At 43.2% G+C, this 20,980-nt stretch carries 14 protein-coding genes; 5 read left to right on the forward strand and 9 right to left on the reverse strand.

The window, feature by feature from the left end; all coding sequences use genetic code 11:
- Positions 1-184: 184 nt before the first annotated feature.
- The gene (locus BFP75_RS17275) at positions 185-877 is read right to left on the reverse strand and encodes an NUDIX hydrolase (RefSeq protein ID WP_099546597.1); all 693 of its coding nucleotides are present in this window, start codon (positions 875-877) and stop codon (positions 185-187) included.
- Positions 878-1,329: 452 nt separating this feature from the next.
- Here BFP75_RS17275 and BFP75_RS17280 point away from each other — a divergent pair, with 452 nt between their 5' ends.
- Both BFP75_RS17280 and BFP75_RS17285 read left to right on the forward strand, forming a co-directional pair.
- A complete protein-coding gene (locus BFP75_RS17280) occupies positions 1,330-2,478 on the forward strand; it encodes an alpha-hydroxy acid oxidase (RefSeq protein WP_099546598.1) in 1,149 nt (382 codons plus the stop codon).
- A gap of 313 nt (positions 2,479-2,791) precedes the next feature.
- Positions 2,792-4,426, forward strand: a complete 1,635-nt coding sequence (locus tag BFP75_RS17285) for a carboxylesterase/lipase family protein (protein ID WP_099546599.1) — start codon at positions 2,792-2,794, stop codon at positions 4,424-4,426.
- A gap of 16 nt (positions 4,427-4,442) precedes the next feature.
- Here the strand turns inward: BFP75_RS17285 and BFP75_RS17290 are convergent, their stop codons facing one another.
- Positions 4,443-6,599, reverse strand: coding sequence for an alpha-glucuronidase family glycosyl hydrolase (locus tag BFP75_RS17290; RefSeq protein WP_099546600.1), 2,157 nt, complete (start codon positions 6,597-6,599; stop codon positions 4,443-4,445).
- A gap of 343 nt (positions 6,600-6,942) precedes the next feature.
- Here BFP75_RS17290 and BFP75_RS17295 point away from each other — a divergent pair, with 343 nt between their 5' ends.
- The 3 genes from BFP75_RS17295 to BFP75_RS17305 all read left to right on the forward strand — a co-directional run bounded on the left by BFP75_RS17295 (position 6,943) and on the right by BFP75_RS17305 (position 9,011).
- Entirely contained in the window at positions 6,943-7,434 is a 492-nt protein-coding gene (locus tag BFP75_RS17295) for a vancomycin high temperature exclusion protein (protein WP_317044543.1), read from the forward strand.
- A 39-nt stretch (positions 7,435-7,473) separates the two neighbouring features.
- Positions 7,474-8,724 (forward strand): NRAMP family divalent metal transporter, encoded by a 1,251-nt coding sequence (locus BFP75_RS17300; RefSeq protein WP_099546601.1) that lies wholly within the window; start codon positions 7,474-7,476, stop codon positions 8,722-8,724.
- A 95-nt stretch (positions 8,725-8,819) separates the two neighbouring features.
- Entirely contained in the window at positions 8,820-9,011 is a 192-nt protein-coding gene (locus tag BFP75_RS17305) for a hypothetical protein (RefSeq protein ID WP_099546602.1), read from the forward strand.
- 3 nt (positions 9,012-9,014) lie between these two features.
- Here BFP75_RS17305 and BFP75_RS17310 read toward each other — a convergent pair whose 3' ends face one another.
- From BFP75_RS17310 to BFP75_RS17340, 7 genes are all read right to left on the reverse strand, one after another.
- A complete protein-coding gene (locus BFP75_RS17310) occupies positions 9,015-10,931 on the reverse strand; it encodes an OmpA family protein (RefSeq protein ID WP_099546649.1) in 1,917 nt (638 codons plus the stop codon).
- 10 nt (positions 10,932-10,941) lie between these two features.
- Entirely contained in the window at positions 10,942-11,928 is a 987-nt protein-coding gene (locus BFP75_RS17315) for a type IX secretion system membrane protein PorP/SprF (protein ID WP_099546603.1), read from the reverse strand.
- Positions 11,929-11,934: 6 nt separating this feature from the next.
- The gene (locus BFP75_RS17320; RefSeq protein WP_099546604.1) at positions 11,935-16,386 is read right to left on the reverse strand and encodes a Calx-beta domain-containing protein; all 4,452 of its coding nucleotides are present in this window, start codon (positions 16,384-16,386) and stop codon (positions 11,935-11,937) included.
- Between the two features lie 153 nt (positions 16,387-16,539).
- Complete coding sequence (gene fabD, locus BFP75_RS17325; RefSeq protein WP_099546605.1) at positions 16,540-17,424, reverse strand: ACP S-malonyltransferase; 885 nt, start codon at positions 17,422-17,424, stop codon at positions 16,540-16,542.
- 68 nt (positions 17,425-17,492) lie between these two features.
- Positions 17,493-18,011, reverse strand: coding sequence for a gamma carbonic anhydrase family protein (locus tag BFP75_RS17330; RefSeq protein ID WP_099546606.1), 519 nt, complete (start codon positions 18,009-18,011; stop codon positions 17,493-17,495).
- 11 nt (positions 18,012-18,022) lie between these two features.
- Entirely contained in the window at positions 18,023-18,754 is a 732-nt protein-coding gene (locus BFP75_RS17335) for a LytR/AlgR family response regulator transcription factor (RefSeq protein WP_099546607.1), read from the reverse strand.
- On the reverse strand, positions 18,751-20,952 hold the full coding sequence (locus BFP75_RS17340) for a histidine kinase (RefSeq protein ID WP_099546608.1): 2,202 nt from the start codon (positions 20,950-20,952) through the stop codon (positions 18,751-18,753). Before BFP75_RS17340 ends, BFP75_RS17335 begins: the two co-directional genes overlap by 4 nt.
- Positions 20,953-20,980: the final 28 nt, after the last annotated feature.

The following is a 20,980-nucleotide window of genomic DNA, read 5'->3' on the forward strand; positions in this document are numbered from 1 at the left end:
CGGCCGTGGCATTCATAAAGGAACATATGAGAAAAAGGATAGAGACCTCGATAAGCCGGATCTGCGCCCTGATGCCAAGGCACATAAACGCTGTGACGGCGGACGGGTTCGTCATCAAACTGATCCTGTTCGTAATGGCATTTCAATTTGAAAAAACAATATTATAATAGGAAACTCGAGTTATTTATTTAAAACTATACAGGTATGGCGCCTTGTGGGCCTTTCCCTGGAATAGTTTTTCATGCCTCACCAAAATGTCCATGGAAAGCATTTTTCTTTGGAATGTTGTACGCCGGAGTTCTTCCCCCAGTATCGCTTCATATACCTGCTGTAATTGCTTCATCGTAAATTTAACGGGCAAGAGATTCATGCCTACCAGCTTTCTTTCCAAATTGTTCCGCAGGACTTCCAAGGCCCTTTCCACCATTTCCCTGTGGTCCATCATCAAGGGCGGAAGTTCATCAATAGAATACCAATTGATACTATCAGAAAGTTCGTCAGGTTTCAAACTGACCTCTTCGTAATTGATAAGGGCATAATACCCAATGGATAGAAACCTTCCCAGCATCCATCCATATTGCTCCAAATCCAGGTTGTTTTCGGTAAGAATTTTTTCCATGATTTTTGGATCAGATCGTTCCAGACTTCCAAAGGTGTAGAACTGCTCCAGATAAATATCCTGTAAACCGGTTCGTTGGCTGACCCCATTCTTAACGGCATCATCCAGACTTTCGTTCATTTTGACAAATCCACCGGGAAGGGCAAAATATCCGGTATTGTGATACTCCAAAACCAATATCTTAAGCTGACTTCCATTAAACCCAAATATGACGGAATCATATGATACATTCTGAATAAAATCCCGATTTTCTGTCATACTTTTCAATTTCAATAGCTTAAAAATCCCAAAGCATCAAATAACGAACAAAACAAACAGAAAACAAAGTATTATTGTAACAAAACGAGACAATAGTTTTGGGTTTCTGCGACCTCATTTTTCCATATTTCAAAAATTCCATTCCTTTATTACACACCCAATTATAAAAAAAGAAAAATACCCCATATACTTTTTGACTTCAAAAACAAAATTCATGATCAGTTCCAGTGGTGTTTAAGCGCGAAAAATCAACTCAAAGAAGCGAATTTATCAATAGGCACAACGGACTAAACGGACCGGTAGATAGAAAATAACTATTGGAAAACAGACTGCTTCCAAGGACAGGCTCAAGGGCAAAGCCCCAGTTATCCTGTCCAAAAAATACATTCTTAGCCCATGAAGAAAAGTTCTATTTAAAAAAACACGTACCTTTTATTCCCAAATAAAAAATTATGGCCAGAAATTTTGACTCCAACTATCCCTCCGTAGACGATTTAAGAAACAAGGCCAAGTCAAGAATTCCACGGTTCGCCTTCGAATATCTGGACGGAGGCTGTAACGAAGATGTGAGTTTGGCACGAAATACGAGTGATATCAGGAAGGTACAGTTAGAACCGAGATACCTTCAAAACTACGGCACAAGTTCCATTAAAACAAAGGTCCTGGGCATGGAATTTGATGCTCCCTTTGGTATTGCCCCTGTTGGATTGCAAGGGTTAATGTGGCCCAACTCCCCCGCAATACTTGCAAAAGCGGCATTTAAAAATAATATCCCCTTTATTTTAAGCACGGTCACCACCATGAATATTGAAAAGGCGAGTGAACTGACCGAAGGGAATGCCTGGTTTCAATTGTACAATCCGGTTGATGACGGCATCAGGGACGATATCATAAACAGGGCACAAGCTGCGGGATGTCCCGTTTTGGTGCTACTTTGTGATGTTCCTACATTTGGGTTCAGACCGCGGGATTTTAAGAACGGATTGGCCCTGCCCCCAAAAATGTCCGTAGCCAACATCCTTCAGATTTTGGGCAAGCCTACTTGGGCATTCAATACTTTAAAATATGGCCAACCTACGTTTGAAAACTTAAAAGCTTACACCCCCGAAGGACTGAACCTAAAGCAACTGGGGGCCTTTATGGACAAGACATTTTCGGGCCGCCTGTATGCCGAGCGAATTAAACCGATCCGGGACAAATGGAAAGGAAAACTGGTGTTGAAGGGTGTGGCCTCCGAGCAGGACACACAAGATGCCATTAAAATGGGGTTTGACGGCATCATCCTTTCCAATCACGGCGGAAGACAATTGGATGCCGCCCAATCCACTATCGGCACCTTACAGACCATTGCCGGTAAATACTGCGACCAAATAGAAATTATGTTGGATAGCGGGTTACGTTCTGGACCTGACATTGCCAGGGTTATGGCCAGTGGAGCCAAATTCACCTTTATGGGACGTTCCTTTATGTACGGTGTTGGTGCCCTTGGAGCCAAAGGAGGAGACCATACCATTGGCATGCTAAAAACCCAATTTCAACAGGTAATGGACCAACTCTGCTGCGAAAGGGTGGAGGATTTACCAAGGCACTTAATAAGATAAAGTATACATCCCATCCTATAAATAACCGGGTTCAGACTAAACCTTCATGTTAGGCGAAGTCGAGACCTTACTTTAAAATTAATATGGTTCCGTATCCCCTGCCTATGATGGGGGTGATGGTAGTCGGCTAGAACTAAAAAATCAGGTCATTAATTCTTATAAAAACAAGTTTACATGCTGGCATCTCATCATTTTAAACATATCTATGCTATTAAAAAACATCCTTTTAAACCGATATTTTTCAGGAATATCCTATGAGTTTAAGAGAATCGATGTATTATTGTAACAAATTGAGACAATAAAAACACTGAAAATGAAATTACATATCTTTCTACTTTTGACGGTAGTGACATCCATGCATCTGATTATGGCCCAAGAAACAAACTCTTTTCCTGTACAAGCAAGGATAGAAAACGGAATCATTGAGGGTAATTACGACACCCATACCGGAATTCAGCGGTTTTTTGGAATACCCTTTGCCAAACCTCCCGTGGGGGAATTGCGCTGGAAGGCTCCCCAACCCTTAGATAATTGGGATGGTATCAAAGAAACAAAGGCCTTTGGCCCTCGACCCTTGCAAACTATGGTCTTTGGGGATATGAAATCCAGATCCAGCGGCGTAAGCGAGGATTGTCTATACTTGAATGTTTGGACACCGGCCAAAAGGAACACCAAAGACCTTCCGGTACTGGTATATTTCTTTGGTGGCGGTAATGTAGCCGGGGATGCATCAGAACCAAGATATGACGGAGAGAGCATGGCAAAAAAAGGGATCGTGGTGGTCACTACAAATTATCGCTTGAATGTTTTTGGATTCCTGGCCCATCCTGAACTTAGTGCCGAAGCAGATTATATGGCCTCAGGAAATTATGGCCTTTTAGACCAAAACGCCGCATTAAAATGGGTACGGAAAAACATAGCGGCCTTTGGTGGAGACCCTAATCAAGTTACCATTGCTGGGGAATCTGCAGGTTCCATAGGGGTAAGCCAGCAAATGGCCTCTCCCCTATCCAAGGATTTGATTGCCGGTGCCATTGGTGAAAGCGGGGCTGGAATACACCCTACTATGGCCCCTGTCCCTTTGGAGGAAGCAGAAAAAATAGGTGCTGAATTTGCCGAAAAAATAGGTTACGCCACCTTGGCGGAATTAAGAAATCTAAGTACCCGAGAGGTTTATGAGTTATACAATGAAAGCCAAAGATTTGGTTTTCCGGCGGTACTTGATGGATATTTCCTTCCCAAAACACTGCCTGAGATATTCGAAAACAAAGAACAGGCCATGGTTCCCCTTCTGCTGGGTTGGAACTCCGCAGAGATTCCCGGAATGGCATTTACACAAGGGCCTTACACATCAGAAAACTATGCCAACAAAGTAAAGGAGGCGTATCCTAATGAACATAAAAAAGTAATGGAACTTTATCCTAGCGGTTCGGAAAAGGAAATCGAACTTTCTGCCACGGCTTTGGCTTCGGACCGATTTATTGCCTATAGCACCTGGAAGTGGTTCGATTTACATAGAAAAAATAGCGACCAACCTGTGTATCGCTATCTATACAGCAAGCTTAGACCTCCCTTGAAGGACAACACTCGAGCCAGTGGCTTGGCGGGCGGTACCATAGAAAAAAACGAGGATGCCCCTCCGGCCCCAAAACCTGTTGGAGCACCCCACGCCTGTGAAATTGAATATTGCATGGGCAATCTTCATTTGGTGGATGACTATGCTTGGACTGCAGATGATTATAAGGTTTCCGCCGATATGCAGAATTACTTCGCCAATTTTATAAAGACGGGCAATCCCAATGCAGAAGGTCTGCCACAATGGGATTCCGCCCGTGGAAAGGACAATACGCCACCGGTAATGGTCATTGATACGGAAAGTACATTGAAACAGGCTACCAACGAGGCACGTTACGAATTTTTGGATAAGGCCTACGGTAACAAAAGATAAGTAGATTCATAAATTTCTAATCCCATTGCGGCCGAATACCTGGAGCAAAAGGGAATTTTAAGGATTTATAATACTCCAGTTTCTTCTTGGGTCTGGGAACACCTTCCGGTATTTCCGTTCCAGAAAAGGTCTGAAAATATAATAGGGAGGCATCGCGCCACCATTGTGCCTCCTTTAACTGAATATCCATCAACATCTTCACTTCCTGATATTGGTCAGGGGTTATAAAGGGACGCGCCCTTTCCCAAGTGTTGATCATTTCAGAGACCTCGTCCACGCCTTCTTGGTATTTCAATGCAAGGCCATCCCAAAGTGAATTTCCATTGTTAAGGCTATAATCCCAAGGTAGATGATGGAACCAAAGCAAATAAGCCTCAGGACATGTTTTAAGGTTCCCAAATATGTCCGAAACTTCTTTGGAATATTGCTCAAGGGCATTACTGCCCGTTTTTGTTCTATCGAATCCAATGCCATTTTCATCCGCATTGTGATAATAGGTAGGGTTCCAATCCGGCCTACCCAGATTGTCCACCCAAGGCCCCGGTCCATAATGATGGCCGGTATCGAATAAATGATGTAGGCCCAATGGGTTCATATAGTTGACGACGGCTTCCCTGGACGTTATCATCATCGGTCTTAACAAGGAAACCAGTTCGCTATTATTGGAATACGTAAGCTTGATCCATTCTTCGGCAATATCAGTGGCCCTGGTTTCCGGGTTCCATGCCAAACGACCAAAACCAAACCAATTTGCCTGTGCAAAGGGATGACCGGTCCAATTCAAGTCAGTCCCTATATTGGAAACGCCCGCCATACCCGATAATTTTTTACGGTGCAAAGAACCATCCACGACCTTGGCAACGGTGGAGCCTTTTCCTTTCACATAGGTATCCGATTGTAGTACCTCTTCAAATAATTTTGGTAAAAAGACCAAATGGGAACTAAAGCCCAAATATTCCTGGGTAATCTGAAACTCCATCATCAAGGGTGTCTGGGGCATGGCACCGAACATGGGATGAAAGGGTTCCCGAGGTTGAAAATCTATAGGACCATTTTTGACCTGTACCAATACATTGTCCATAAATCGACCATCATAAGGAACAAATTCCGAATAGGCCTGTTTGGCCCTATCCGTTTCATCATCTTCGGAATATACAAAGGCCCTCCATATCACAACGCCCCCATGGGGCTGAACCGCTTCCGCCAGCATATTGGCACCATCCACATGGGTACGTCCATAATTCTGAGGACCGGGTTGGCCTTCAGAATTTGCCTTTACCAAAAATCCTCCAAAATCAGGGATGTAATCATATATCTCCCGGGTTTTCTGAGCCCACCAATTTCGAACCTCGGCATTCAATGGATCCGCAGTTTCAAGCTCACCGATTTCCATAGGTGCAGAAAACCTGGCAGTTAGATATACCTTGATACCATATTTTCTAAAAACATTGGCCAGGGCGGCCACTTTTTCCAGATACATGGGCGTAAGCACCAAAGCGTTTGCATTTACGTTTGTAAGTGCCGTTCCATTGATCCCAATGGAGGCATTGGCCCTTGCATAGTCAATATATCGTTGATCGATATATTCCGGTAATTTCTGCCAGTTCCATAAGGAGAATCCTGCATAGCCCCGCTCCACGGTCCTATCTAGATTGTCCCAATGGTTGAGCATTCGCAAGTCAACGGATGGCGCATCCACAAGGCTTAAACCCTCCAAATCTTGACCCGATTGAATCGTTTGCAACAATCTGAAAACACCGTATAACAGACCTATATCCGTATTTGCGGTAACCAAAATACCGCCATCGCTATTTCTGATATAAAAACCTTCATTGCCAAGCCTTTCAGAAGAAACATCCATGCTTTGTGACCAACTTCCCTTTAAACTGGAAACCTTGGAAACCACTAGGGAATTATCATTCTCCATCGTATCAGAAAAATTCAATTTTTCATTTAACAAACCGGAAAGGCCGATTTCAATTTCATTTTGAACCGATTTAAGAATATCACTACCCGCTTCCATGTAAATGGATTTTGCCAGGAACTTGAGATTTTTTCTGCTTTGGGAATTACTCCCGGCATAATCCATCCACAAATTATAGCCCTGTTGTGCATGCAGGACGTTCGCAAGACTATATAAAACGAATAAGGTAAAAAGTATCTTTTTTGACATCTGATGGTATATTGCTGGTATCCAAATAAAAATACATGCTTTAGTGTTGAATTTTGAACTTCTTCGAGTAAAATAGACATTTCTAACAATTTTAACCCAAAAGATTTAAATATGAAATCCTGCTTATACTAGCCCCGTTAAAAGATTGACTATTTTTGAACACAGGGAAGTCAATCGGTTTTCAACTAAAAATAGCAGGGTGGGCATAAAATTTTTAAAGTTCTTCATTGTAACACTTAGCTTGATTCTAATATTGCTACTAATAAGTAATGCAGTCATAAACTCATTTGCTACCGATAAAACATTTTCCTCCCTCTCAGAAATTCCAAATAATAAAGTGGGCATGATTTTAGGTACCGCCAAGAATATACGAGGTGGTGGTTCCAACCCCTATTACGAATACAGATTAAATGCGGTCGTATCTCTTTTCAAGGCGGGGAAAATTGAATTTATCTTGGTTAGCGGGGACAATGGAAGTATCTATTATAACGAGCCTACCACCATACAAAATGATTTGGTGGACGCAGGGGTACCGGCCGATAAAATATTCCTCGACTATGCGGGCTTTCGCACTTTGGATTCCATGGTAAGGGCCAAGGAGGTTTTTGGCCTTGAGCAAGTTACCGTAGTCTCACAAAAATTCCATAATGAACGGGCCATTTATTTGGCCCATAAAAACGGATTAAATGCCATTGGCTTCAATGCAGAAGACGTTTCCCTGGAATCTGGGTTCAAAATCCAAATAAGGGAATACTTTGCCCGGGTAAAGGTCTTTATCGATCTGGCCCTTAACACCCGACCTAAATTTTCCGGTGATAAAATTAAAATCGAATGATTACATTAGTCTCCAAATAATTTTGGTTTTAGTTCACCAATGGGCACATTAAGAGTATTGATCAAGAATCTTGGGCCAGGCTTGCTTTTTGCCAGCATGGCCATAGGCACCTCACATTTGGTACTTTCCACAAAGGCCGGGGCCCAATATGGTTGGGTCATGATTATCCCCATCGTTTTGGCGAACGTGCTCAAATATCCCTTCTTTGAGTTTGGCGTACGCTATACCAGCATTACCAACAAGACCCTTATAGAAGGGTATTTGAACCGCGGCAAGGGGTATTTATGGTTTTACGCGTTCATTACGCTCTTCTCCACATTTACCATATTGGCAGCACTTTATACGGTAACCGCGGGCCTTTTTATAAATCTTTTTAAAACACAGGGTGTTTCCATTAGCATGGTGGCCCTGGGCCTGTTTGTATTTATAAGTACGCTATTGATAGTGGGCAAATACAAATTTTTGGAAATAAGCCTGAAATTTGTGGTCAGTATTCTTTTTGTGGCCCTTATCGCTACCACGGCATTGGTGTTATTTAATGGAAGGACCGAAACCATCGATGGCTTTGAACCCACTCCTATTTTTAATGAAGTAGGGATTTTATTTTTAATAGGCCTGATGGGATGGATGCCTACCACGGTTGAAGCCTCAAGTTGGGTGAGCCTATGGAGTATCGAAAAATGGAAGACCCAAGAAAAACCGAGTCTAAAGGAATCGCTCCAAGAATTCAATCTCGGATATTTTTTCACGGGCCTGCTCGCAATTTTTTTTATGCTCATTGGTTGGTTCACCTTGTACGGTACAAATACTCTATTAAGTGACAATTCAGTACAATTTGCTGACCAAGTCGTCCAATTGTTCACCACCCATATTGGCCCTTGGGCCTATATTTTCATCGCCGTCTCCGCATTTGCCACGATGTTCAGTACGTGTATGACGGCCCATGATGCCGTAAGCCGTGTTAGTTTGGACATATTGGACCTGTTGTTTCCAAAGGAAACCACCCGCCAGACCAAACTGAATTTTGCGATAACGGTACTTGTCCTTGCCGTTGTAAATTATATGGTGATTTCGGTATTTTCGGCGAATATGGGGAATTTGGTGGCGCTTGCCACTTTTGTGTCCTTCGTGGTAGCTCCGATCATTGGGTATATGAATTTAAAAAATGTAATGAGCGAGGATATCGATTCCCATTTGAGACCTGGTCAAGCTTTGCGCTTTCTTACCTACATGGGCATCATATTTCTTTCGCTCTTTTCGCTTTTTTATTTCTGGGTGATAATTTTTTAAACCTTCTCAAGCCCTTTAACCACGGGCACTCCAAGCTTATTTGCGATTGGCCATTGATTTTTAGACCTTTGTAACCGATAAATGCATAAGAAATCATGAAGCTAATTTCCATCAGACGGAGAACAAAAAAAGAAAGAAGGTACACTAAAAAAATGGGTGTACTGTATACGGATGTAACTTACATCAAAAAATATGCCCTTGGGTTTCCCTTTAAGACCCTGCACAAATACAGAGGTACCTATTACGGTAAAATAAAGGGATGTGAGGATTGTGTACTGGCAAATTAGGCCTTAATTTATTACCACCTCGATTAATGTACGTTCGTTCTGTTTGTGAAGAAAATCCAAGCAATAAACCCCATTGGTACAATTGTTCTTGATGTTTTCCTCCCCATAACCAACGGATTCCAGAATAGCTTCTGAGGGTACGCCCTTGCTTACCAAATAATCACGTATAGCGTCCGATCTTTGCTGGGACAGTTTTTGATTACTCGCATTGCTTCCCCTACTGTCCGTATGGGTCTCTATACGTAGCTTTACATCTGGAAAGTTTTGGACCGCTTCCACCACTTTGTTCAATTCCATGGTAATCTCTGAGGTCAAATTGCTATTCCCCTTGGGAAAATAGAACTTTTTAAGTTTTATGACCTTTTTGCCCTCGGTCTCCTCCACCAAGTCTTCCAACTGGAGCAGCCTGATGGTATATGGGCTTTTTTGGATGTCTTCCAATTCCTTACCGGTATACGATCTTGCATATGCGGAAAACACTCCTTTGCCCGCTTGGACAACAATTTCATCCTGCCAAGGTATTTCCACAGTAAAATCACCATTATCGGCACTATATAATTCCTTTAACAGGTTCCCTTGATTGTCCAAAAGTCTGATCTGTGCCTTTGCGATGCCCAAGTTGGTGGAGGCATCCACAACACTTCCCCGTAAGGCAAAAGTCTTAAGTCCGGGCATACGTTCCATCCTGAACGCATAGATATCGTCACCACCCTTTCCACCGGGCCTATTGGAGGCCAAGTAGCCCACGTAAGTATCGTTCTCCTGTTTGATTATAAACCCAAAATCGTCTTCCTTGGAATTAATACCTTCACCTAGGTTGACTGGTACCCCGTATACATCCCGACTTTGAATTCGGGATTTATAAATGTCCATTCCACCAAGGCCGTAAAACACATCGGAAGAAAAATAGAGACTTCCTTCAAAAATAAAGGGAGCAATTTCGTTCCCTGGAGAGTTTATTCTTGGACCCAAATTAACGGGTGCGGACATTACCTGCCCATTGTAAGTGGACACATAATAAAGATCGGTACCTCCGTAACTATCATCAAAATTGGCCGCAAAATAGAGTCTGTCCGTACCTTCATCAAAAAAAGGATAATAAAAGGAGGTACTTAGGTTCTTTAACAAAAACCTGAATTGCCCAGAATTATACAGCATGGCCATGGCCAGGGAATTTTTTCCATTCTCGTCATAGGTCAACTCTCCTTCTTCGGAATTTGACAGAATATAGAAAAGTCTTTCATTTTCTTCAGAATAGAAAGGAGTGGATTTATGGAATTTGGAATCGGGCACTTGGTCGAACAGGGCAACGACTCCGGTTTTTCCATTTTCACTAATGGCAACCTCATAAATATCCAAATAGGACTCCCCGGACGGTTCGTACAAACCTTTTGACTTGAGGGGCCTACTGCTACTGAACAAAAGCTTGTTCTTATAAAAAGCGGGCGAAAAATCGGTTTGCGGAGAATTTATGGGCAGATTGATAAGGTTTGCACCATTGGCATTCCTGTCGCCCATTTCCAAAATTTGAAAATTGAACTCCGCATTGTCCATCAATTCGTTGGCCAACACGGGAGATTTTGAGCGTAAAAATGTTTGTACCCTTTCCTTATTGGATGTTTTGGACAAGCTCTGCAACAATTGATTGAATTGAAGCACGGTCATAATGGAGTCGTTCTTGTTTATCTCCTGATAGATTTCCGATGCATTTTTATAATTCCCTACCTTAAAATACGCATCGGCCAAATTCAACAATTGCGAATTGGTCAAGGACCCCTTTTGTTGTTCTTTTTGGTATTCCGCTATCGCCTTTTGGTATTCATATCCATAGAAATAATTATCGCCCTTGGAGCTTTTGCCCTGAGAAAACAAAAAGCCGGGTAGGGCAAATAACAAGAAAATATATGTTGTAACCTTCATATTCTTCATATTAGAAAAATCTTGGAGAATCAATTTGTTTGGGTTTGCCCTTGGCACCTTTCGATTCCTTATCGGCGGAGCCACCAGAACCTCTTCCCAGATAGAACTTAAGAATGACCTCGTGGGAACCGCTGTTGAACTCCCCCAAAGGATTGGTATTGTAATCGTACGAATATCCAATAAATGTACCATTGGAAATTTGGAAGCCTGCCAAGCCACTGAACGCATTGTCCACCCGATACGAAGCGCCCACGGTGAGTACATCACTTATTAGGAAATTGGTGGAAATATTGATGTTCACCGGAGCTCCGGACAAGGTATTGACCAAAAATGCCGGTTTAAATTTGAGTCCGTCCGAAAGGTCAAAAACATAGCCCCCAATAAAGTTGAACTGTAGCTTGTCCTCTACGATGGAGGCTACATCGTCATTATAAATGCCCTCCGTTAGAAAATTGGGCACCGATGCTCCCAAATACCATTGATCCGCATACATGAACAGACCGGCCCCAATGGTAGGATAAAATCTGGTTATTTGCTCCTGATTTAAAGGTTCACCGGGGTTTTCAAAGGTTCCTTTGGAAAAATCGACATTCAGAAAGGAGCCGCCCGCATCCATTCCAAAAGACAATTTTGTCTCGTCCGATAGATTTACCTGATAGGAATAGGATAGGTCCGCATAGGTCTGGGTCACTGGTCCGATCTGGTCATTGACCACGTTGAATCCCAGCCCCATCGTTTCGTTGCTCAATGGAAGGTTCGTACCAATCCTGATCGTTCGAGGTGCTCCGGGAATATCGATCCATTGTGCGCGATACAAGGCAGCTATTTCCGGTGTTTCAACGGTTCCCACATACGCAGGATTGAAACTCCCAATGTTATACATATACTGGGTGTATTGTGGTTCCTTTTGACCAAAAACCGTATTTGAAACGAGAAATACACCTAGGACGAACCCAAGGATACTACCGAATGTTGCTCTGTTCTTTAGGTATTCCATTGCAATCTATCTAATTAATTGGATCCAACCTTTGTCCGTCTGACTTTCCATGGGACCAAGGGCATCCATCAAAGTATATTCCAGTATGTAGAAATACGTCCCCTTGGGCACTTCCTTGCCCTTATAAGTTCCGTCCCATACATCCGCAACGGATTGGGTTCCATTTGGCACCGTATCCGCCCCCTCATAAACGGTATTTCCATACCGGTCCACAATCGAAATGGTATATTGGATTCCAAATTGCTCCTGTGTCTGCTGGTCTATTAAATTTATTCGTAATTTATCATTCGTATTATCCCCATTCGGTGAAAACTGATTGAATAGGAAACCGGGGTCAGCGGATGTCCGTTCGTTTATGGTGATTTCTATCGTACTTTGATTGTTGGTGGCATCCTTACTGTCCCTTGGCGACGAACGGTCTATGATGGCCGTATTCCTGAAACTTCCGACGGCAGTGACCCTTCCTATAATCTGCAGTTCAACCGCATTTTCCTCACCGGCCTGCAATGAAGGTATTACCCAAATACCAGTTTCTTCGGTATAGACACCGATGCTTGCAATACTGGATACATACTCGAAAAGTGGCTCTTTACCCGCTTCTATACTGTCCCTAACAATGATATTTTCAATTGCTTCCGCAAAGTCCGATGCATTGGTAAGATTGCTTACCTTGATGGTAAAAGTAATCTGTTCTCCCACTAAAGGTGTTGCCTTGTCCACTGTTTTCTCCACCACCAGCTCGATACCTTCCGGTACCTCTGTTTCTATGGTGACCGTGGCCGTATCATTGGCAGGGTTATCATCAAAGGGCGTTGATTCAAGCAATTCCGCCGTATTGGTATAGGTTCCATCTTCAAGGACTACCACGGTAATTTCCAATGTTGCAGATTCCAAAGCGGGTAGGTTTTCCAATGCCCACTGCCCCAAAATTTCATCATACGTGCCCAAAGACGCCGTATGGGAAATATACTCGAACCCTGTCTCGATAAAGTCTCCAATGACGGCTTGGTTTACCGGCTTATCCGTTAGGTTTCGTACCGTAACGGTAAACACGACCTCATCGCCGGGAGCGGCCTGTTCAGTATTGGCAGTTTTGGTAATTTCCAAATCTACAGGACAGTCTATACTGGAATTATTCGGTATACAGGCATTCTCATTGGCGGGATCTTGTTGGTCGTTGACATCATCGCCATCGGCATCATCCGTATTGGAATCCAGAGCATCGATAATACCATCGCCATCCTCATCCAAGGGATTTTGAACATCGGGACCAACTTCCTCTCCATCTAATATTCCATCGCCATCGGTATCGGGATTGTTTGGATCTAGATTCAGGGCATTTTCCTCTCCTGTCAACAATCCGTCGTTATCATCATCCACATTACAGTCGCTAACGGTAATTACCACATCTACTGAGATATCGGTACAGGGTGCCGTGGCTACATTGGTGGTATAAGTGAAAGTATATGGGCCGTTGGGTACCCCTTCAAAATCCACTTCATTATCGACATTTATGGTCAAGGTGTTGCCATTGGTGGACCATGTTCCGGTACTTGCCCCTATCAAACGGCTATCCAAATCTACGACCGTATTGCCAAAAGCGGCAATGCTACAGGCTACACCATTGATAACCGTACCAGTTGTAGGTTCGTTACCAATAGTTGCAATCACTTCTACTCGTTCAGATATACATCCATTGGAAATAGCTTCAACATAAAAACTTATGGTAGACGATATATTTGGAGTAGTGAAATTTTCACCTGCTCCTATAGAAGCACCTCCTGTGGGAGAAGTATACCAATTTAAAGATGCTCCTCCACTGGCCTCGGCCGAAAGTACAACCGTACCAGGACCGCAAGCTTCCCCATTGGTAACTTCTACAATTTCCGGAATTATATTTAGAGTAAGTTGTACTTCAATCGTTCCACTGGCACAGTCATCGGCAAAATTATTAGGTGTACCGTTATCGTCCAAAAAGAAACCAAAATAAGAACCTTCTAAGGTGGGATTGTCAACCTCGGCCGGCAACAAATACGCATTTTCGTTCAACGGATCGTTACTCGTACTCCAAACCAACCTCGTGGCACCTACGCGCCCTGCTGGAGGTGCAGTATTTGTATAGTCATTCAAGCTTGAAATGGTGGTATTCTGAAATATAGGTGTCGTACCTGTTGTCGATACCACGCCACAGAAGGTTGTTTCTAGGCTAGTATCCAATTCAGGAGCCGCTACACAATTATCGTCGTCATTGATGGTTCCTATCGCCGTACCCCCATTTGCACGCTGAACTCCATTAGTGGGCAAGCCCAATTGAACCGTAAAGGTTTCACTAACTTCCAATATTTGATCATTGACCAAGTCAACAGTAATCGTTTCCATTTCTCCAGCAGTACCCGTAAAGGTGAGGTTACCGACAGATCCCGTGTAATCAACTCCGCCCCCCGTTGCCGTACCGTCCGATATGGTATAGAAAACGTTAGTACCCCCAGCTACGGCAATATCCAGTTCTACTTCAAACACCATTTCACCCGATGCAACATTCTCATTGGCCGTTACATCAAAGATGGTAAGACTTGCTTGATCATTGTCGGCAATATTGACCGTAGCAGTAGCGGTTCCCAAATCATAGGCCGCACTGGGCTGAAGTGTTAGCACAACCGTTTCCGTTCCTTCCTGTATGGCATCATTGATGGGCGTTATAGCCACTGTGGCCGTTTGTTGATTATTAGGAATTGTAACACTATTTGGTATGCCGGTATAATCGCTACCTTCTGTACCGCTGCCGCCAATGGTGTAATTGACAACTATCCCCGCACCTGAATTATTTACTTGATTTAAGCTAATGGTAAATAAACCGCCATTGGAACCTGTATTGGTTTCGGCGGCCGCGTTGTCCGTAGCGGCTATGGAAGCTGTAAAGGTATCATCATCCAAGATGGTAACAATATCAGAACCAGGAGTGCCAATTGTATAAGCTGAACTACTTACACTGTTCAGGGTTAAAACCACCGTTTCATCCCCCTCCACTAAAATATCATCGACAGGTGTTATTAGGATGTTCTCCGTACCATCATTGACGGGAAAAGTTATAACTCCACTGGTGCCACTTACCGTATAATCCTGACCGGCACCTGATGCCGTGGCACTACCGGAAAGCGTGTAATTTACAGTAAGGGGTCCTCCAGTTGTATTTGGCGAACTTAAGGAAACCTCAAAGCGGCCCCTATTGCCCCCTCCTCCACCATCTTCATCCGTGGTTGGCTTACCTGTGATGACCGTGACTTGTCCTACATCGTCATTTAAAATTGTACCCACGGCGGTATCGGAATCATCCACAAGTCCCGTGGATGCAGATAATTCCACCGTAAAAGTCTCATCACCTTCCAGTATGTTATCGTTAAGGGAGGAAACATTAAAAAACCTTGTTTCACCTGCTGTCCCATTAAACTGTAATGCATTTATACCAGTTAATGGGGTATTGGCGTAGTCTTCAGGAAAAACTAATGGAGAATCACCTCCTTGGGCAGTACCGTCCACGAAATCTACATCTACCGTAAAAGGATTTAGAACTGCATTATTCAAGGTTACCGTGAACTGCATCGATAAACCTTCAGTTTGAGAAACATCGCTTATAGTCAAAATTGCGGCATCGTCATCATTATTTGTGGCATTTATTACCTGATTTGGAACGAGATCAAAATTATCATCACTTAAGCCGTCATTAACACTAATGGTAACAGTATAGGGTTGTGCACCATCCGTAATGGCATCGTTGGCTCCTGTTACGGTCACGTTTTGAGCCACATTATAATTTCCGGGAGAAAATGTCAAAGCTGCAGGCGAAACAGTAGCCTCGCCAGTATCGGAAGAGCTTATATTTAAAACGACATTGGAGGTTGGTTGTGCATTTAAAACCACGGAAAAACTATCGGCTACATTGGGTTCTGATGTAACTGTAGTTCCCCCTGTTTGATTTATGGTAAAGCCAGCAAAATCATCGTCAGCAATAATCAGGGTTGCTGTAGCGGCACCTGCATTAATCGTATAGTTCTGCCCAGCTCCTATATCGGCAGGTTCTATATCCACCTTCAAAGTCTCATCACCTTCAATTATGGCATCATCAAGTATTTCGATTGCGATATCCACAAAATTACTCAGGGCCGGAATTGTTACTACTCCTGGAACAGGTGTCCTATCAACGTTTGATTGTGCTGATGAATTGGGTTGGTCTACTATAAGGCTTACTTCTCTCGATGTTAAAGGAAGTATTGTTCCAGTAAGTGTTATTCGGAAAACGCCTATATTCCCTACATCACTACCATTGATTTCCGCTGCATCGGCATCGACTACAGTGATACTTGCAACATCCTGGGCGAATATTTGTGAGGAAAATAAAATGGAGAGGAGGAAAACAAAACCTTTCAGGTTAATCCACTTGAAGTTATTTTTCAATTTCATAGCGTTTCTTTTAAACACTAGGCAGTGTTCCAAAATGCCCAGTTCAACATAAAAACAGAAGCCAATATTACCAAAAAAATGAGCCTAAACCGTTAATTAACAGATTAAACAGCCATTTTCTTGATAAACTACCCTTTTATAAGAAATATATGGCTACTCCAATTCTGGACTTTGGGTTTCAACCGAACCATCAATTTTCTTGACCAAGCCCTGAAGCACCTTTCCCGGACCTATTTCCGTAAAGACCGTCGCACCATCTGCGATCATCTGTTGTACGCTTTGTGTCCACTTTACGGGAGCGGTCAACTGGGAAATGAGGTTTTTCTTGATTTCGTCAGCATTGGTTACCGCAGTGGTCGTTACGTTTTGATAGATGGGACAACTAGGGGCGGCAAAATTCGTACCTTCAATGGCACTGGCCAATTCTTCCCTGGCAGGTTCCATCAAAGGTGAATGGAAAGCCCCTCCCACGGGCAAAACAAGCGCTCTTCTAGCACCGGCCTCCTTTAATTTTTCACAGGCCAAATCTACAGCGGCCACTTCTCCTGAAATTACCAATTGTCCGGGACAATTATAATTTGCGGCAACCACAATACCTGGGGTTTCGGAACATATTTTTTCTACGATAACATCTTCCAGGCCTAATACCGCAGCCATGGTACTTTGTTGCATTTCACATGCCTTTTGCATGGCCAAAGCCCGCTTGGACACCAATTGAAGCCCGTCCTCAAAATTTAACGTACCATTGGCCACCAAGGCGCTAAACTCTCCAAGGGAATGGCCTGCTACCATATCGGGCTTAAAACTATCGCCCAGTACCTGGCTTAAAATAACGGAATGTAAAAAAATGGCGGGTTGGGTAATCTTGGTTTCCTTTAATCCTTCAGCAGTACCGTGAAACATCGTTTCTGTTATGGAAAAACCAAGAATTTCGTTGGCTTGCTCGAACAGTTTTTTGGCAACGGGATACTTTTCATACAAATCCAATCCAATACCCACAAACTGAGCACCCTGTCCGGGAAATATGTAAGCGTTCATCGTTTTAAATTTAGGTTCGGCAAAAGTAAGGATTATCACCGTAACGACCTTTTATTTAGTTCATCAAGTCAATCATTTTCCTTAAACCAACCGGAATACAGGATATAGGCCTCGGCAATTCTATTAATTTCCCCGGCACTCAATTCCGGACTAATATCCTTGATCTTCTTGGCAGGCATACCCGCAAAAACACTACCAGAGGGCACATGTGTGCCCTTAGTCACCACGGCCCCCGCGGCAATGATGCTGTTGCCTTCAACAACGCAATCGTCCATTACAATGCTTCCCATGCCAATAAGGACGTTATCCTTAATGGTACACCCATGTACAATGGCATTATGGCCTATGGAGACATTATTGCCAATGGTCGTAGGGGATTTTTGATACGTACAATGAATGACCGCACCATCCTGGATATTTACCTTGTTTCCAATTTTGATGTAATGTACATCGCCCCTGATGACTGCATTAAACCAAACACTGCATTGATTCCCTAGAGTGACATCGCCAACAATAGTAGCATTTTCGGCCAAAAAACAATCCTCCCCAATTATTGGATATTTTCCATTCACCTCTTTGATCATAATCTTCTTTTTATCTAATCAAAATATGACAATAAATCTTTCTTTTTGGAGGCCGAAACCAATAGTTCCTTTCCATTGGACAGTACCACGCTACCGCCCTTTCCCTTGCGGTATTTCACCACTTCGTTTACATTGACCAAATAGGACTTGTGGATTCGGGCGAAATGGAACTCCGTCAGGGCATCCTCAAAATATTTGAGCGTCTTACTTACCAAGATCTTCTTGTTTTCCAAATAAATTTCCGTATAGTTGTCATCTGCCTTACAATATAGGATTTCTTCCACATTGAGCACTTGAAAACCATCCTGTTGGGGTAGGGTCAATTTACCCTGAATACTTTTGGCATTGGTGTTCAAAACCTTTTCCTGTAGATGGTTTTCCTTGGACCGGACTTCCATAACATATTCCACGGCCTTTACCAATTCGTCTATGTTTATGGGCTTGGTAAGGTAATACGCCGCATGGTGGTTCAGGGCGTCTTTGGCATAATGGTCATAGGCCGTTACGAATACGGTTTCAAAATTGCGTTCCGGCAGTTGGTCCAAGAGATCGAAGGCATTGCCAAAAGGCATTTCAACATCCAAAAAAACCAGGTCCGGATCATTTTTTTCGATCAGTTCCAAACCTTCCTTTATGGAGGGGGCCATACCGACAAGGTCCACATCCGGACAATACTTTTTTATATAATTACTGAGGATTTCCCTACTATTGGCCTCGTCCTCTACTACAATTGCGTTTAAGGTCATCTATCTTTTTTTAAGGTAAACATTACTTGGGTGCCTTCCCCACTGGAGGTAAGATTAGAAATAGAAACCGACAAGGTATCCCCATACATATCGTTTAAAATGGCAATGCGCTGCTGTATGTTCCCCATTCCCTTGGATTTTTGTTTCCGCTGGTTCACCGTTTTCAGTTCGGCCGATTTTTTTCTTCCGATACCGTCATCGGTTACCAGAATTTCCAATTCCCTTTCATTTTTGGCGCTAACCCTAACTTCCAAACGCCCCTTTTCTTCCTTGTATCGAAGTCCATGCCAAATCGCATTTTCTATGTAGGGCTGCAATAACATGGGAGGAATCTGAAAGGTGGATACATCCAAGTCTTCATCCACCTGTAGTACATAATCGAATTTATCCGGAAAACGGGAATGCTCCAGTTTTATATAAAGTTCCAAGAGCTCCAACTCCTTCGACAAAGGAATAAAATCCTCCTCTGAATTCTCCAGTACGGAACGCATCAATTTGGAAAAATCGCTCAAGTACCTGTTCGCACTTCGTTCATCGCTCTTGGAAATATAATTGTTTACGGAGTTCAGAGCGTTGAATATAAAATGTGGATTCATCTGTGACCGTAAGGATTTTAGCGCCAACAGATTGTTGGCAAACTTTTGTTGCTGGTTGCTCCGGTAGAAAAAGAATGCCGCCAAACCCGTTAGAAATAGTCCAAACACCAGGGAATAAATGACCCAGCGCTGCCGTTTGTAACTTTCCTCCGCCAATTCCTGTTCCGTTAACGCCAATTCATATTTGCTTTGTGACAATTCCCGCTCCTGTTCCAGACCGGCAATCCTGCTCTGAGTAGTAGCGATTTCCCTGTTGAAACGTGCCGCCCTGGAAATTTCCTGCTCTTTTCTTATGTACAAGGTATCCACCAAGGCCACATAGTCTTGGTACGTATCCAAAGCCCTATTGTAATCGCCCTTGTATTCATAAACTTCGGATAGTTTTCTTGTGGCATCCTTTTGTACCACTAGGTCATTATCAAAATCTGCCTGAACGATACTTCGCTGTAAATAGGGAATGGCTTCTTCGTACTTATCCTGGGCGATATAGGCATTGGCTATCTTGTAGTTTATCCGCTGGCTTGTAATGGTATCGCCCAAATCGCTCGTTCTCTCCTCTTTGGGCGAGTTAAGCTTGCCCAGCGCCTCGAGGCTATTCTTTCGGATGGCAATTTCCTCCGTATACTCGTTTCGCTTATTGTAAAAATCGGCCACCTTTTCACGCTCCTGCAACACCCTTTTGGGTTCCATCTTGCTTGCCAGTTCTACCGAGTTCCCGTAGTATACTTCGGCCTCCCTAACTTGGTTGTCCTGTGCATAGGCATCGGCAATTTTTGAGTTCAAATCGGCCATCTTAGAGGTAATCTGATTTTGTTTGGCCACTTTTAATCCTTCGTTGTAATACTCTAGCGCCAATGGAATATTTCCGGTTCCTTTCTTGATATCCCCAAAAATCTCATAGAGTTCAACACGTTGGTAGGGCACCATAGTCTTCAGTTTCTCAAGTGGTTTCAACACTTCCTGCGCAGCATCAAACTCATTGGTAATTTCATACGTACTTGCCAGTAACAAGGACGTGGCTATAGTTTTATTGGCCTTTAAAGCGTCCTCAAAGTTATCGATGGCCAAGTCATATTGTTTATGATGCAGATAAATTTCACCCAGCTTGGTCAGGGATTTTGCCAGTTGGTCCTTATCGCCGTCTGGCCCCAAAACCTCCATACTTTGGGCCACAAAGTCAATACTTCTGGCAATATCGTTTTTTTTGTAAAACTCCGCAGAATCCAAAAGTGACTGGTTATTCAAAACCCTATTTCTGGAAACCGAAGCGTTATTCAAGGTATTCTCACGCTTATTTTCCTCAATTACTTGTAATTTGATATCATCCCTACTGGTTACTTTATGTCTTACGGTCTCAAAACTTGGATGTTCCAGGATCAGGTCCTCACCAAGGGAAACCGAAATCCTGAACTCGCCCAGACCATTGGTATAGGTTAACTGTCCGGTGCCCGTTGAAACTGTAACACCCTGAATTGGCGAATGGGAAGTTTGGGATTCTACCAGGCCCTTGAGCACAAACTTTGGGCCACCATTGGTCTGGGCAAACCCTAAAGAGCTCACGAGAAGAACTAATACTATACTATGTAATAAGGATACCCGCATCAATTATTCGCTTATGCAAAGAATGTAA

It is taken from the genome of Maribacter sp. 4G9, from assembly GCF_002742265.1.
Lineage (GTDB): Bacteria > Bacteroidota > Bacteroidia > Flavobacteriales > Flavobacteriaceae > Maribacter.

Coding starts and splice junctions, on each gene's coding strand:
- BFP75_RS17275 (WP_099546597.1), bottom strand. CDS start 877: ATGACAGAAAATCGGGATTTTATTCAGAATGTATCATATGATTCCGTC.
- BFP75_RS17280 (WP_099546598.1), top strand. CDS start 1,330: ATGGCCAGAAATTTTGACTCCAACTATCCCTCCGTAGACGATTTAAGA.
- BFP75_RS17285 (WP_099546599.1), top strand. CDS start 2,792: ATGAAATTACATATCTTTCTACTTTTGACGGTAGTGACATCCATGCAT.
- BFP75_RS17290 (WP_099546600.1), bottom strand. CDS start 6,599: ATGTCAAAAAAGATACTTTTTACCTTATTCGTTTTATATAGTCTTGCG.
- BFP75_RS17295 (WP_317044543.1), top strand. CDS start 6,943: ATGATTTTAGGTACCGCCAAGAATATACGAGGTGGTGGTTCCAACCCC.
- BFP75_RS17300 (WP_099546601.1), top strand. CDS start 7,474: ATGGGCACATTAAGAGTATTGATCAAGAATCTTGGGCCAGGCTTGCTT.
- BFP75_RS17305 (WP_099546602.1), top strand. CDS start 8,820: ATGAAGCTAATTTCCATCAGACGGAGAACAAAAAAAGAAAGAAGGTAC.
- BFP75_RS17310 (WP_099546649.1), bottom strand. CDS start 10,931: ATGAAGGTTACAACATATATTTTCTTGTTATTTGCCCTACCCGGCTTT.
- BFP75_RS17315 (WP_099546603.1), bottom strand. CDS start 11,928: ATGGAATACCTAAAGAACAGAGCAACATTCGGTAGTATCCTTGGGTTC.
- BFP75_RS17320 (WP_099546604.1), bottom strand. CDS start 16,386: ATGAAATTGAAAAATAACTTCAAGTGGATTAACCTGAAAGGTTTTGTT.
- fabD (WP_099546605.1), bottom strand. CDS start 17,424: ATGAACGCTTACATATTTCCCGGACAGGGTGCTCAGTTTGTGGGTATT.
- BFP75_RS17335 (WP_099546607.1), bottom strand. CDS start 18,754: ATGACCTTAAACGCAATTGTAGTAGAGGACGAGGCCAATAGTAGGGAA.
- BFP75_RS17340 (WP_099546608.1), bottom strand. CDS start 20,952: ATGCGGGTATCCTTATTACATAGTATAGTATTAGTTCTTCTCGTGAGC.